Origin of the sequence: Sinorhizobium medicae, assembly GCF_007827695.1 — a bacterium.
Classification (GTDB): Bacteria; Pseudomonadota; Alphaproteobacteria; order Rhizobiales; family Rhizobiaceae; genus Sinorhizobium; species Sinorhizobium medicae.
Map to the genome: position 1 here is coordinate 1 of NZ_VITA01000012.1, position 12774 is coordinate 12774.

Genomic DNA, 12774 nt, shown 5'->3' on the forward strand with positions numbered 1-12774 from the left:
TTGCGCTTGCCCGCAAATTGCTCGCCATCGCAAACGCCATCATCAGGGACAAAACAACCTTCCGACGAACCACCTGACAAACACAGTTGCCAGCCGGACCAAGTCCTTGGGATGGAAGACTCTCTCCACGGCGCAGACCGGGAGTGGGAGCAAAGCATGAGCTCTGCGGTTTCGGCGTAACACTGAAGCAGGCTTGCTCTCGCAGACCAGCACGCTGGTGAAGCCTTGTTGGGATAGAATTCCTATCCTTGATTTATGGAATAACGCAACTGCCCTGCCGCATGCAAGCCTCTGCCAGGCAAAATGCCCTCTCTTTCCGATTTACCCACAGGAAATCTCGCTCATGTCTCGCTGCCTGCCTCGGACAGCGGCAAGCCCTATTGGGCAGTGCACCGATAGGGCTGCTTTATACATGCGATCTGCGGGGTCGAGCACTCGGCCCTGCCTTCGGATACCAGACAGAATGAACATTGATCGTTGAACTCGAAGCACTTCGGGTTCGCCCGCAGGAACGCCTCGATGCTGGCGGCTTGCTCCTGGTTCACACTTTCTGTTTCGACACGGTCCGTGGAGAAGGCAGGCGACGGTCCTGCGACTAACAGCACGATCCAATACTTCAACGCGCGCATGAGTCAAACTCCGTTTCCCGCTTCGCCCTGCTGGTAAATTTTTATTGTACGAGTGTATATTATAATTTCCTTGCATAAGATATCGGCCTCTGCTTCAATTCACCAAGGCTGATGCTCAGGGCTGAGTATAATTTCGTTAATGATGCCTCACAGAAAAGCTGCAACCAATCCGCCATCTTTTGCTGATGCGGCTTGGCCCTGCCTGTCGAGTCAGGAACACATTGCCGTGAACATTTATTTTAGACACTGAATTTTAGCACTGCACCCGGTCGTTCCGGGAACCGTGACAGCCCGCAATGCATTTGCCTTCCCGAGAGAAGGAGCCTCGTCCATGCGCAATCATTGGATCTACGTCGCCATCGGCTTTATCGTCGGCGCCGGACTGTTCGCCACCACCGTGTGGCAGAGCACGCAGCCGGTCAAATCCGATCAATTCGCCACTATAAAACTCGAAAAGACCGACCGCATCCAAGGCGGCATCCAGACGTCGTTCGTCACGGAGCGGTTCGGTCCCATATACTCCGTCGAGTGACCCGTTTGTCGGATGACAGTTTCCCTGCTTTCGGCAGGGCAGGCTTCGGTGTGGAACAAGCGCCGCAAGCATGCCGGTATCATCGTGATGCTCTTGTCTTTCGCTGAAGGATGCGCAAGTTATTCGCGCCGGCAGTTTCCGGCATGACACGACGATCGAGGACCCCTGCGTTGAAATCAGAAGACAAGCCTGACGCCGAATTCAGGGTCGAAAAGCGAACGAACGGGCGCTGGGCTTTCGTGCTCAGCTACCGTGGCGTTACCTATCCCGCGCAGGGTCAGTTTAGCACCCAGCTTCAGGCACAGGCTGCCGCCTATGTTGCGATGAAACTTCTGCGGAAAACACGGTAGACCCCGGTGTCGCCCCGTCAGTTGTAAGGTGAGTTGCACGGGCGGCGCCCACCCTGAAAGGGCTGGAACGTGTCGTCGGACAATCGATAGGAGTTGTACCGCTCCTGGCACCAGCGAAGATGCGCATTCGCATCGAACACCTTTTGTCTTTGGCGAAGCCGCGGTCTGTTGTGTAGCGGTCCGCCAACGGTTGCTCCCGGGCCAATGCTGATGTCGGGACTCCCGCCGCGGTATCGTGAGCCGTAATTCGGATATCTCTGCTGCAGGAAATCGCGGTATTCCCTCTCGATGAAGAGGTTGTGATTGGTGCTGCCGCCGGGACCGCCGGCGCATATTCCCGTACTGCATGTCTGGGATTCTGCCGGTGGTATGCCTATCGCGGCGGCAAACACGGCAATGGCGAGCGTTGCGATAGCTTTCACGGGAACCTCACCTTCTTTCGGCAAGCAATGAGAGGTTGGAGGGGGATTTCTCTGGTTAACACTTGGAGTTGATGCAGGGTCCCTAGAACCTTTTCTGTCTGAATGGAAAGACTCTATATCAAGATTGGCGCCGTTTGAGGGCGCGCGGCAGCAAACGCTCGGCCGCGCACCGCCGCAAAAGACAATATTCCTATTCTCAGCTCATCAAATGGCTGCCTTTCCGTGTTCGCGCAATGCCTTTTCGAAAAGCAGAACGTTGAGGCCCCGCTTCAGCCACTCCAGCTGGGCTTCCGGCATCATTCTCAATCCTTCGTAATCCATGACACAAACGTTGAAGACGGTGGCCTTCACCTGCCGCCCTTCCTCGCATCCGAGCAACAATCCTTCGAGCCGCATCATCCGGTCGGCCGCCTTCTTCACCTTCAAAGCGCGGTCCTCGCTCGGCTCTCCCGCATGCCCTCGCACGTGACCGATCTGCTGCGCCCTGACGCTTGGAAAAGGAATGCCCGTCAAATGATAGTAGCGCACCATTGCCGCCGCATAATCGTCGCCGGCGTCCCGCTGCTGCTCGCTGATCCGGCCATCAAGAAACAGCCGGCCGAGCGTGTAGCCGGCAAGGGCGCTTCTGGTATCAAGGCCGTGCATGCGCTTGCGCGCTGCAAGGGCGACGGCCGTCGCTTCCTTCTCGCTGTCCTGTTGCGACCATTTGGGCTTTATCTTGCCGCAGGCAAAGCGCTCGGCATCGACCTTCCGCGGCCTTCCGAGTTGTGCTTTGCGCCTTGCACGCAGTTTCTGGGCTTTGGTCAGCATGGAGATCCTTTCGGGCCTGATGAGATGAGTTGCGCCGCGCGCGCCCTGCCCTTGCGCGGGCGGGGATGGGCGGAAGTCGGGGGATAAGAACGTGGGCCAGCAAGCAAGCGCCCGGTACGATCCGGGCAGCGATATCAGCTCAATATACCGTCTCGCTCCCGCCGGCAGCCTGCACGGCGGCAAGCACGGTCGTGTGATCACGGTGAAAGATTCGGCCGATCCCCGCCAGCGAGAGATCACGGCGTTGCTCATAGACGGCACGCATGCAGGCATGTCTCGGCCTCACTAGCCGGCGCTCACGGCGCACGCTGATGATGTCGTCCCAGCTTACGTCTGGAAAATCCTTGAGGACCACGGCAACGATTTCGTCGACCGACGGCCTGTCGCCATCTTCTCCGTCCGACCCCTGCTTCTCTCGGTCGGCAAGAAGGATGCGCGCCTGCGCCAGCAGCCGCGCTGCCGCATCGGCAAGATCGATTTCGAGCTTGGCGATCTGCCGCTCTTTCGCTTCGCTGTCCCGGGCAAACGCGACCAGCTGCCGCTCGAGCTCTTCGATGTGAGCGGCTCTGCGCGCCGCTATGCCCGGCCGTGTCAGCCGCTCCCGGATGAGGCCGTAGTGTCTCTTCTGCCTTGCCAGTTCCGAATTCTCCGCCATCGCTTCTCCAGTTCCATTTTCGGCGATCCCGGCAGCCAAGCGCATCCGCCGCTGCTTGACTTTATGAATGACATCTATAATGTCGTGTTGTCAACATGATTTATGTTATCAACATTGGTATGTCCCCTGTCATGAGCGAACGAGCTGAAAGATTGCGTGAGGCGCGCGTCAAAGCGGGCTATCGATTTGCCTCCGACGCGGCGAATGCCTTGGGCATTGTCACCTCGACCTATCGCGCCCACGAAAACGGGCAGAACGATTTCGAGCTCGGCGAGGCCGAGGTATACGGCCGCAAATTCAATGTCGACCCGCTTTGGCTGTTGACCGGTACTGACCGCCGGACCTCCATCCCCCTGCCCCCTGCCACGACATTGCCTGAAGTCCACGCGCCGGACGCTCGAGTCGGCGCCAAGGTAATCGGTCAAGGGGAAAAGATCCCCGTCTTCGGCCAGGCCGTCGGCGGAGTTGATGGTGAATTCATAATGAACGGCAATGTGTTGTACGAAGTCATGGCACCGCCCATCCTCTCGGATGTCTCAGGCGCCTATGCGGTATCTGTGTCAGGCGATTCCATGCATCCGCGGTACGAAGACGGCGAAGTCTGCTTCGTCGATCCGAGCCGCCGCGTCCGCAAGGGCGACTACGTGATCGCCCAGATCCGGCTGGAGGAAAGCGGCGCTCTGCTCGCCTATGTCAAAAAATTCGTCCGCCACAACAGCTCCGAATTGGTACTCGAACAGTTCAACCCGCCCAAGGAGCTGCGCTTCGAGGCCCATACAGTTCATTCGGTCCATTATATCGCCCTCGCTGGCAACGCCTGAAGGCACGAGAGCTTCTCTTTCCATCCGCATTCCATTGCTTGTCCCACGAGAGCCAGGCAAAACCTTGGACTGGATGTACGTTCGCCTCCCCATCCCGGCAACATCCGCCAATTTCAACACAGTTCATGTTGACATAGATCGTGTTGAGTGCGATGTTGCTGGAGTAATCAGGGCGAAGTCGCCCGACGCTTGCAGTTACTGAGGAGAAGAACCCCTAAATGTCCCTCCCCCGAATCAAATCCGATCTTCATGGTCAGGTCGACGAACTCTTCGCGGCCGATCTTCTCCATTCAACGGATGCGCAAAACCAGACGGCGCTCAAAGGATTTCTCTCTTCCGCCTATTGCAGCCTGGCTTCGCTCGCCTGGCATCTCGGCGCCGATGGGCGTGTTTTCCAGCGCGAGGCGCGGCCTGCGACGGACCTCGTCGACGACGTCTTCTTCGCCCTCAACCGCGAGCGCGAGTTTAGCGGCGGCGCCGATGCGCGGCAGACGCAACGACAGCTTGGCACTCATAATTCCCGCCAGCAGTTCGGAGGCGCCCTGTGATGCGGGCTGAGACATACGCAATCGTCAATCTGGCGGCTCTGAACCTCATAGAAGCCGTCAGTGCCGCCTACTTCGTCACAGAGAAGCAGGCCACCACCCGTCACGAGTTTCGCGCCCGCGAAATGTTGAAGAAAATTGCTCTGGCTCTCGATTACGACCTTACCGAAGCGGCAATCCAAGCCGACCGTCAGGAACTCTCAACCGGCATCGCGCCGCGGGCGACGGTCCCCGCCCTCAGGCTTGTATCTGCTGAGTTTGCTGAACGCAGCGGTGACTGATGTGCCGCCCTCCGCCGCTTCAATCGTCGTCAGGCGGGCAAGGCCATTTCGCGGGAGTGGAAAGACCGGACGGCAGTTTGGTCGCGTCGTCGCCGCAGGTGAGATCGACCTGTTCCTGCGTGAGGCCGGACGCTCTGGAAAGGTCGACACCTTCTATTCTGGTAAGGAAGAGGAAGGCGCGGTCCAGGTCGATCGGACCTTCGAAAACGGCGCCGCTCAGCTTGGCTCGCGAAAGATTGGCCATGGAGAAGCGGGCGCCCGTCAACACCGCCTGGTCGAAAGTCGCGCGCCCGAGTTCCGCCTTTTCGAAGTCCGCACCTGTGAGCCGCGCGCCGGTAAAATCGGTGCGCTGTAGCTCGGCGCTCGCAAAGGAGGCGTTTTCCGCGGAGATTGCTGAGAAATTACCCCGATAGGCCTCGACCCTGCTGAAATTCGCCTTGTCCGCCCTGGCGCCGGCAAGCGAAGCACGAACGAGCGTCGCCTTCTCCAGATTAGCGGAATTCAGATTGGCCCCGCGCAAGTCCGTCATGGTAAAGTCGGCATTCACAAGATTGCTTTCCGGCAGGTCGCTGCCACGCAGCATGATCTGTTTTTTGTTACAGTCCTGCCAGTCCGTGCGAGGCCCGGCCGTGCTCTTGCAGTCCGCCGCCGCGGCCGCACTGGGGCCAAATGCCGCTATCATGATCGCTGCGGCGAAAAGTGCCGCGCCGCCGGATCCCGTACCTGTCTTGCCAAGCTTCGTCATATCGCCGCTCCTGCCGGCCAGTCAAAATATCAGCCGCCCCATTTTACGGCAGGCTTCAGAAGCGCCGCAAAGAACTCCGTGGAATTCAATGTGTTACGACGAATCCACCTTTGAGGAAAGAGCGGCGGTAACCGCGCCGTCAATAGAGCGATTTTGCCAATTGGAGAGGCAGGAAATCTCTCGCTCCTGCCCCTTCCTGTTTTGGGTTGAATTCAAGCCTCGACGCCCTGGATGGCCGATACCTGCCAATCGGCGCCGGGCCTGCGCACAAAGGTCCATATCTCGACTGCCTCGGTCGGCCTGTCCGCGTCGCCGCTGACCACGTCGCCGGTCGCCCTGTCGCGCATCACGTCGACGCTCTCGTAGCGCATCGCAACGGTTGCGTAATCCCTGCCGTCTCCTCTCCATGCCTCGGCCAGGTCGCCCTGGACGAGGTGAACGTCCCGGACTTCGTTCTTGAGGCCCTTCGTTGCATTGTCGCTGAGCTCTTCTGCAAGGTAGGACATGGCCTCCGGTGTGGTCAGCCTCCGCAACGCCGCATAATCTTCTGCTCCGTAGGCAGCCTGCACGCCCTTCAGCATCGTCTCGAAACGATCGAGATCGTCCTGGCCGACACTGATTTCCTCTCCACCGCCATAAGCCGGTGCCGCAGCAGGCGAACGCGGCGCGGCGGCACTGCCCACGGCTTCCCCTATTCTTGGGATGCGGAAGGATGGCGGATTACCGGCCGTCGCCGATGTGCGGGCGGTTGCCGACGGCGCCGAATAGGCCGGGCGCTGGTTGCGGCCGAAAAACCGCATTGCAAGGGAAATGAGCAGAACGACGAGACCAACTTGCAGCAGCAATCCAAGGAAGCCGACGCCGCCGCCGATACCGTGACCGAGCAGCATGCCGATCAGACCGCCCATCATGAGGCCGCCGATCATCGATCCGCCGAATCCGCTGAAGAAGCCCGGGCGCGCATTGCCCGTCCGGTTCTGGGTAGCCGGGCTCGTTGCGGTCGAAGGCTGCGCATTCTGCCGCGGCGTCATCGTCCTGTCGATCGGCGCGGCGGGCGCGGGCGCCGTGCGCGTCGCCGGCGGCGCGGAAAATGTCCGGCTGCCGCGAGAACCGAATCCTCCGCCTGCCCGTCTCGCATCGGCGACATCGACCACCGTCAACATCGCCGCAACACCAATCGCCGCAATGGCCAGAACCCGTCCGAAACGCTGCATTTCCACCCTTCCCTATCTCAGAGCCCGCAATGGGCCGTAGAGCGTCATATAGAGCTTGCAGGACAAGAGTTTAAGAGCGTTTCCGCGTCTTTCTTCGATCGCGGCCCGGCTCGAGCAGTTCCCGGGAAGCGCGTGGCGGTTTACTGCCCGGAACTGCGGAAATCAGATTGGAGAAAAACCGGCCCTCGTCACGGATAATGGACCGGCGCGATGAATCCGAGTTCGAGCAACTGCCCGGACCCCGAGAATCGCGTCGAGCTCTCGTGGGAAAAGTCGAATTCCCCGGCCTCCTGCAGGTCTTCCAGCATCTTGCGATAGGCCGCCGCAGCATTGAAATACTGCCCTTCGGCGACCGCCCGCTCGATCTTCTCCTTGTAATCGGAGAAGAATTTGAAGTGCAGCAGCACGCCGGAGACGGCAGGAAAATTCCGCTCGCAAGGCAAAGGCTGATGAATGCTGACCCCCAGGCTGCATTCCGGGTCCCAGAAGATGACAGGATATTTCATGAGTTCGAGCAGATGGGCGAATTTGCGCTTCCGCGGGCCGCCGGTGATGCTGATCGCCCGCTTCGTATAGCTCATCTCGTATCCTGAGCCATCAAAATGATCGGCGATTTCCCAAGGCATCCAGCCGTCATCGCCGTCGAGTGAAGCAGCTCCGAGCTGCCCGATCGGATACATGTCGAGCATGGGGGCGGCAAGACGCTTCTCGCCCCTGCTCTCCAGCGCCTTAACAAGGTCGCCAAGCGGCCGGTTTTCGCAATCGTCATAGATCAGGAACTCGTCCGAATCGACATTCAGAAACCAGCGGCTCCCGCCATAGCGCTCGAACAGAGCCTCGCGCCATTCACGCCCTCTGCGGGCATCCCGATAGCGTACCGGCGAAGCCCAAAGGTCCACATCCGCCTGCGCGAGCAGATAGTCCCGCGTTCCGTCCGACGATACGTCGTCGACGCAGATAAATCGGGAGACGCCGAGCCTTCGGTAATGCGCAAGAAAGGCCGGCAGCAATTTTCGGTCGTTGTGCGTATTGAACACAAGTGGAATGTCGCTAGTGCCGAGCGGTCTCTGGCCACCCTCCGTCAGGCACGACATTTCGATCGACCGTTTCCGCCTGCGGACACGCGCCGTGAGCTTATACGTCTCGTAGCGTGAAAGCATGCGATCGAATATCCCTCTTCGCACCCGCTGCTTCTCATCCTCAGATGGGTGAAAGGGATAGTGAAGATCTTTCAAGGTCCGCTCCGATCAACCGATACGAAATGTTGCGTTTATCGGCATCGTCGCGAGAATTCAACACAACAAAAGCTCGAGCAATTCCGTCTTTCCGAGAAAAGCGGAAATTTGCTAGAATGCAAACGGATACCGCGGCCGCAAGCTCCGCGTTCCCAGCCTGACGAAGTTCTTCATTTTCCCCGGGATATGCTCGCGGCGGTCATAGGCGGCCAAGAGGTTTGCGGATCTTCGGTCCTCGTTGAAGCGGGCTATCCACTGCTCCGTCAGCTCGTCACGCTGGACGGCCATCGATGTCCGCAACTCCGCGGGCGGCGCCACCTGCATGTGAGCCACCAGGTGGTTGACGAAAGGAGCTGGATCGGCAGCGAGTTCCTCGTACACGAATTCCATAAACTGCGCACCGCTGAGCTCCAGATAGCTTTGCCAGAAGGCATAGCTGTCCAGTTCGACCCGCTTCTCGCCTCCGTCAGGAGTAGATAACCCCGCATGAACCGTCCGTCGTAACATACTTGCAAATGCCAGCCCGGGCGCGGTGAAAGATGAATGTTGGCTTTTTTACCACAAGCTAAAGCAGACAGATCGAGGCTTTGTCAGAGCGGAATGGCGAAAACTGTGCGAAAACACGGCAACCGCTGCAGAACTAGGGGAGCTCGAATGCAGCTCGCGATATATTGAGAATGTTTTTGGTGGGTGATCACGGGCTCGAACCGTGGACCCGCTGATTAAGAGTCAGCTGCTCTACCAACTGAGCTAATCACCCGCCGGACCGCTTTGCTGCGGTCTGGTGGGGCGTATAATGGCGTTCGCCTGGCTTGTCCAGCGGCCTTGCCAAGTTTTCTGCAAAAAAATCAGACCGCCAGCTCGCCCTCGGCAAGTTTTACCGCATGGCCACCGATCCGCGCACTCGCGATTTTCCCCTCCGCAATATTCAGATGCAGGTGAATAATCGAAGGACGGCCCATTTCCACGCCCTGCTCGATCAGCATGGGATGGTGGCCGTCGACCAGGCCGTCGAAAAAATTGACGGCGCCCGAAAGGGCGGCCGCAGCCGAACCGGTCGCCGGATCCTCGACGAGCCCCATGCCCGGAGCGAACATCCGGGTATGAAAACGGGCCATGTGATTGATGCCGCCGCGACAGTAGAGATAGGCAGCGGCAAGCCGTCCTTCGGCAAGCGGCGCCAGGTGTTCCCAACGCTGCGGATCGAACTCCACAGACGCCACCGAGCGAATATCGTGAAGGGGCACCATCACGAACGGAACGCCGGCACTCCAGAAAGACGGTACATGATTTTCGAAGCCGACCTGCGTCGCCTTGAGCGCAAGTGCATCGGCGATCTCCTGCCGGTCGAACTGCGCCTCAAGCCGGCTCGGTTTGCGCGGCAGGTCGAACTCCGCGAAGGTCGCCGAACCCGGTTTAAGTCTGACGACCGCGCGGACCGGCCCAACGCTTTCTTCCAGCACCTGCATCAGCTCGAGCGCGCTGTTGGCATCACCATAGGCCGTTTCGGCGATGGCAACAGCCGCTCCTACGGTCGGGTGTCCCGCAAAGGGCAGTTCATGTGCCGGGGTGAATATCCGAAGGCGAGCGGAATGGGCGGCGCTTTCGGGCCGCAGGAGGAAGACGGTTTCGGATAGGTTGAACTCCTGAGCGATAGCCTGCATGGCTTCTTCGGTCAGTCCATCGGCATCGAACACCACCGCGAGAGGATTTCCCGCTAGACGCTTCTCGGTGAAGACATCGTAAATCGCGTAGCGCCGTGCCATGCATGTCCCCTTATCGTCCGGGTCGCCGTGGATAGGTCCGGATGCGGAATCACAACGGTCCGTCTGCCGAAGCCTGGACGCCGGGTGCGTACTCTCGCGGTGCCGAACCGCTTGCGACCTTGCAACGCCAGCGTCCCGGCGGCAAGGCAAAAAGCCGCCGGCGGGCCTCCGTCACGCCATCTGCTGCCCCCGGATGCGCGCAAAAAGCCAATCGAGTATCGGTGGGATGAACTCGGGATAATTATGTGCGGTCGGCTCCGGCTCACGGATCGCCACCGCCTCGTCGATCTCCGGATGCGGATCGGAAGCGACATGCTCCGCCACTCGGGCAACGATGTCCTCGGCCGTGGCCGCCAGTCGAAACACGCGGAACACCGTAAGCGTGCCATCCATGTGGATGGCGTGCCAACCCGGTTCTGCGGTTGCCTCGGAGAGCGAAATGCCAGTCTCCTCCTTTACCTCGCGCGCGATGTTGCGAGCGACATCGCAGCGCCCGTCGACGATATCCTCCGGCTCGAGCGAACCACCCGGGCTATAGACCCGCCCCGGATTGGCCGTGTGTGCACCCATGCGAATGGCAATCAGGGCGTCGTCCGAGGAAACGAGCATCGGCATGCCGAAAATGTGGCTTGCCCCCGGCGCCCTCGTTTTCCGCCACCAGAGGAAGGTAGAATAGGGGACGATATGGGCTCGCGCCCGGATACGACCGTCGGCAACCAGAACCGATCGCTGCAGCACCATCCTGCCGTCGAACAGGTGCGGATTCACGGCGATTTCCTTTTGCCAGCTTTCCCGCGCCTTCTCCGCCTCTGCCAGATGAAACGGGTGTGGCTCGGCCGCGACCTCTATTTCGATGTCCGAGACCGGAAAGATCTTCCCTTCGACGGGCCATTGCGCACGATCGGTTTCAAGCAGCGTCATGATCAAATGTCCAGCGTCATCACGACCGGGCAATGGTCGGAGGCTTTGGGCCGGTCCCAGCCGGTACGCGGATAGCGTTCGACCTCCTGGCCTGCGGGAAAGATCGTGCGGTAAGGCTGGCCGGCGCGAATGACCTCTGGCACCCGGGCCGCATTGCGGCGCGCCAGTTCCTGTGACAGCCAGATATAATCGAGCTGGCAGAGATGCCGTTCCTCCGGCCCCCTGCTATGGAAAAGCGTCCATCGGTCTAGGACCGGGCGCCGCAGCATCGGGTTTACGACGAAGCCGTCGTGACTGAGGACATCGAGGGCGCTCGACGTCTCTTCATACGGAACGAACTCGTAGCCGTTGCGCCGATCGCCGAGCACATTCACCTTTTCCTGATAATCATTCATGTCGCCACAAACGGCGAAAATTTTGTCGGCCGTATCTCCGCTGCCGAAACGGCCTTCGATGATGTGACGCACTGCTTTCACCTCCGCGCGGCGCACGGCCATGGTCGCCTGCCGGCCGTCCAGGCCTTCGCGCGCTGGTCCCATGGACTTGAGATGCACCACATAAAGGGTCAGCGGTCGACCGCCGATTCGCACATCCACTTCGAGGCAGTCGCGTTTGAATATCCGGTCGCGTGGCCGGTTCGTCAGCGCCAGTTCATCGTTGAAGAGATCGAGGTCCTCATAGGTGAGCGCTGCATGGCTCTTGACCTCCAGGCACTCGATCTTCTGGCCGTCCCGGGTCTCCTCCCGCATCATTACGGCGACATCGATTCCCCGGGTATCATTGCCCTCGACCAGGTATTTCTGGCGGTAGCCATTGCCGACCATGCGGAACAGATAGCCGTATTCGAAGGCCTGCAGCGCCGCCATGTTGTCTGCCTCCTGCAGGCAAAGAATGTCCGCATCGCAATCGGCGATCGCCAATGCCGACATCTGCCGGACATCATCGGTATGCGCGATCGTACGCGCCTCTTCCAGACGCTGATACTCCGCCTCGCTGCGAACGTCGAAGAGGCGCAAGACCCGGTCCTGTTTGAGATGATTGCGGAAGCCGGAAAAATCGAACCGACTCATGAGATTCTCGATGTTGAAGGTGGCGAGGCGAAGCGACATCCGGGCAATTCCACATTGAATTGCGCGGAGATTAGAGCGGGACGAGCAAGACTGTAAAGCTGCAGGCCGAGCTTAACCGTCCTCCCGGAATGCCGGGACGCCGCGCCTCGCTCCTATCTTCTGACCGCCACCACCTGAGCGCGGCTGAAATAGGACAGCTGCACGCGGCCCGACTGGTTGCCCCCGATGAGACGTGCGGTCGACTTGGAAATCTGCGACAATACGCCGACGTGATAGCTCCGTCCGGCCCTGACGACGACGACATCACCTGGGCGCGCGTAGGAAAGCTTGACCGGTGCGCCGAAGCTCAACCACGAGCGGGCGATGCCATAGCTTTTCGGTGGCTGCCGGCCGGCCTTTCGGGCGACCATCCCCATGAAATGGCCGCACCAGGGCGTGCGTGCCGGATTGATGCCGAGGGCGGCACGCAGACGCCTGTTGTTTTTCACCTCGTGCAGCCCGGAATATTGCTGCGCCTGGGTCAGCATTCCCGCTGAAACGGTCTCCGGTGACATAAGGGCGACAAATGCTGCAGTCAGAAGCGCGACAAGCTTCATGAGTTGATCTCCCCTAACGGCGCCGCGCATCTGTCAAAAGCGCGAAGTCGCCGTAGCATTGGATTTGCCGCATGGATCCGCTAAGTTCCGATGCCATGCAGCCGGCGTGACCGGCCTGATGCCGGGCCTTGCCTGCGTCTCTTCCCGTCCATCGCAAGAGATCGTCCTTCCATAGACGTGCA

16 protein-coding genes and 1 tRNA gene are annotated in these 12774 nt (G+C 59.8%); 5 read left to right on the forward strand and 12 right to left on the reverse strand.

From position 1 onward, the window contains the following. The first annotated feature begins 960 nt into the window (after positions 1 to 960). Both FB009_RS19845 and FB009_RS33210 read left to right on the forward strand, forming a co-directional pair. A complete protein-coding gene (locus FB009_RS19845) occupies positions 961 to 1161 on the forward strand; it encodes a membrane protein (RefSeq protein WP_011975983.1) in 201 nt (66 codons plus the stop codon). A gap of 170 nt (positions 1162 to 1331) precedes the next feature. Further along, positions 1332 to 1511 (forward strand): hypothetical protein, encoded by a 180-nt coding sequence (locus FB009_RS33210; protein WP_018009745.1) that lies wholly within the window; start codon positions 1332 to 1334, stop codon positions 1509 to 1511. 17 nt (positions 1512 to 1528) lie between these two features. Here FB009_RS33210 and FB009_RS19860 read toward each other — a convergent pair whose 3' ends face one another. From FB009_RS19860 to FB009_RS19870, 3 genes are all read right to left on the reverse strand, one after another. Then, positions 1529 to 1933, reverse strand: coding sequence for a BA14K family protein (locus FB009_RS19860; RefSeq protein WP_011975985.1), 405 nt, complete (start codon positions 1931 to 1933; stop codon positions 1529 to 1531). A gap of 204 nt (positions 1934 to 2137) precedes the next feature. After that, on the reverse strand, positions 2138 to 2743 hold the full coding sequence (locus FB009_RS19865; RefSeq protein ID WP_011975986.1) for a hypothetical protein: 606 nt from the start codon (positions 2741 to 2743) through the stop codon (positions 2138 to 2140). A 139-nt stretch (positions 2744 to 2882) separates the two neighbouring features. Next, on the reverse strand, positions 2883 to 3398 hold the full coding sequence (locus FB009_RS19870) for a helix-turn-helix domain-containing protein (protein ID WP_011975987.1): 516 nt from the start codon (positions 3396 to 3398) through the stop codon (positions 2883 to 2885). A 131-nt stretch (positions 3399 to 3529) separates the two neighbouring features. Between FB009_RS19870 and FB009_RS19875 the strand changes: the two genes are divergently transcribed. The 3 genes from FB009_RS19875 to FB009_RS19885 all read left to right on the forward strand — a co-directional run bounded on the left by FB009_RS19875 (position 3530) and on the right by FB009_RS19885 (position 5045). Next, the gene (locus FB009_RS19875; protein WP_186447673.1) at positions 3530 to 4219 is read left to right on the forward strand and encodes a S24 family peptidase; all 690 of its coding nucleotides are present in this window, start codon (positions 3530 to 3532) and stop codon (positions 4217 to 4219) included. Between the two features lie 218 nt (positions 4220 to 4437). Beyond that, positions 4438 to 4767 (forward strand): hypothetical protein, encoded by a 330-nt coding sequence (locus tag FB009_RS19880; RefSeq protein WP_011975989.1) that lies wholly within the window; start codon positions 4438 to 4440, stop codon positions 4765 to 4767. Then, positions 4764 to 5045 (forward strand): hypothetical protein, encoded by a 282-nt coding sequence (locus FB009_RS19885; RefSeq protein WP_024312620.1) that lies wholly within the window; start codon positions 4764 to 4766, stop codon positions 5043 to 5045. Before FB009_RS19880 ends, FB009_RS19885 begins: the two co-directional genes overlap by 4 nt. A gap of 19 nt (positions 5046 to 5064) precedes the next feature. Here FB009_RS19885 and FB009_RS19890 read toward each other — a convergent pair whose 3' ends face one another. The 9 genes from FB009_RS19890 to FB009_RS19930 form a co-directional block, all read right to left on the reverse strand. Further along, positions 5065 to 5790 (reverse strand): pentapeptide repeat-containing protein, encoded by a 726-nt coding sequence (locus FB009_RS19890; protein WP_011975991.1) that lies wholly within the window; start codon positions 5788 to 5790, stop codon positions 5065 to 5067. A gap of 212 nt (positions 5791 to 6002) precedes the next feature. Beyond that, complete coding sequence (locus FB009_RS19895) at positions 6003 to 7004, reverse strand: Tim44 domain-containing protein (protein ID WP_011975992.1); 1002 nt, start codon at positions 7002 to 7004, stop codon at positions 6003 to 6005. A gap of 188 nt (positions 7005 to 7192) precedes the next feature. Continuing rightward, positions 7193 to 8164, reverse strand: coding sequence for a glycosyltransferase family 2 protein (locus FB009_RS19900; protein ID WP_011975993.1), 972 nt, complete (start codon positions 8162 to 8164; stop codon positions 7193 to 7195). A 186-nt stretch (positions 8165 to 8350) separates the two neighbouring features. Next, positions 8351 to 8746 carry a hypothetical protein gene (locus tag FB009_RS19905; RefSeq protein ID WP_011975994.1) on the reverse strand — a complete coding sequence of 132 codons (396 nt, stop codon included), beginning with the start codon at positions 8744 to 8746 and terminating at the stop codon, positions 8351 to 8353. A 177-nt stretch (positions 8747 to 8923) separates the two neighbouring features. After that, a tRNA-Lys gene (locus FB009_RS19910) sits at positions 8924 to 8999 on the reverse strand. A gap of 88 nt (positions 9000 to 9087) precedes the next feature. Next, positions 9088 to 10005: a PhzF family phenazine biosynthesis protein gene (locus tag FB009_RS19915; RefSeq protein WP_011976065.1), complete on the reverse strand. Its 918-nt coding sequence runs from the start codon at positions 10003 to 10005 to the stop codon at positions 9088 to 9090. 171 nt (positions 10006 to 10176) lie between these two features. Next, positions 10177 to 10926 carry an NUDIX hydrolase gene (locus tag FB009_RS19920; RefSeq protein ID WP_011976066.1) on the reverse strand — a complete coding sequence of 250 codons (750 nt, stop codon included), beginning with the start codon at positions 10924 to 10926 and terminating at the stop codon, positions 10177 to 10179. A gap of 2 nt (positions 10927 to 10928) precedes the next feature. After that, the gene (locus tag FB009_RS19925) at positions 10929 to 12035 is read right to left on the reverse strand and encodes an endonuclease/exonuclease/phosphatase family protein (protein WP_011976067.1); all 1107 of its coding nucleotides are present in this window, start codon (positions 12033 to 12035) and stop codon (positions 10929 to 10931) included. Positions 12036 to 12148: 113 nt separating this feature from the next. Next, the gene (locus tag FB009_RS19930) at positions 12149 to 12592 is read right to left on the reverse strand and encodes an NlpC/P60 family protein (RefSeq protein ID WP_011976068.1); all 444 of its coding nucleotides are present in this window, start codon (positions 12590 to 12592) and stop codon (positions 12149 to 12151) included. Between the last annotated feature and the right edge of the window lie 182 nt (positions 12593 to 12774).

Coding starts and splice junctions, on each gene's coding strand:
- FB009_RS19890 (WP_011975991.1), bottom strand. CDS start 5,790: ATGACGAAGCTTGGCAAGACAGGTACGGGATCCGGCGGCGCGGCACTT.
- FB009_RS19905 (WP_011975994.1), bottom strand. CDS start 8,746: ATGTTACGACGGACGGTTCATGCGGGGTTATCTACTCCTGACGGAGGC.
- FB009_RS19865 (WP_011975986.1), bottom strand. CDS start 2,743: ATGCTGACCAAAGCCCAGAAACTGCGTGCAAGGCGCAAAGCACAACTC.
- FB009_RS19870 (WP_011975987.1), bottom strand. CDS start 3,398: ATGGCGGAGAATTCGGAACTGGCAAGGCAGAAGAGACACTACGGCCTC.
- FB009_RS19930 (WP_011976068.1), bottom strand. CDS start 12,592: ATGAAGCTTGTCGCGCTTCTGACTGCAGCATTTGTCGCCCTTATGTCA.
- FB009_RS19920 (WP_011976066.1), bottom strand. CDS start 10,926: ATGACGCTGCTTGAAACCGATCGTGCGCAATGGCCCGTCGAAGGGAAG.
- FB009_RS19895 (WP_011975992.1), bottom strand. CDS start 7,004: ATGCAGCGTTTCGGACGGGTTCTGGCCATTGCGGCGATTGGTGTTGCG.
- FB009_RS19900 (WP_011975993.1), bottom strand. CDS start 8,164: ATGCTTTCACGCTACGAGACGTATAAGCTCACGGCGCGTGTCCGCAGG.
- FB009_RS19845 (WP_011975983.1), top strand. CDS start 961: ATGCGCAATCATTGGATCTACGTCGCCATCGGCTTTATCGTCGGCGCC.
- FB009_RS19875 (WP_186447673.1), top strand. CDS start 3,530: ATGAGCGAACGAGCTGAAAGATTGCGTGAGGCGCGCGTCAAAGCGGGC.
- FB009_RS19880 (WP_011975989.1), top strand. CDS start 4,438: ATGTCCCTCCCCCGAATCAAATCCGATCTTCATGGTCAGGTCGACGAA.
- FB009_RS19915 (WP_011976065.1), bottom strand. CDS start 10,005: ATGGCACGGCGCTACGCGATTTACGATGTCTTCACCGAGAAGCGTCTA.
- FB009_RS19925 (WP_011976067.1), bottom strand. CDS start 12,035: ATGTCGCTTCGCCTCGCCACCTTCAACATCGAGAATCTCATGAGTCGG.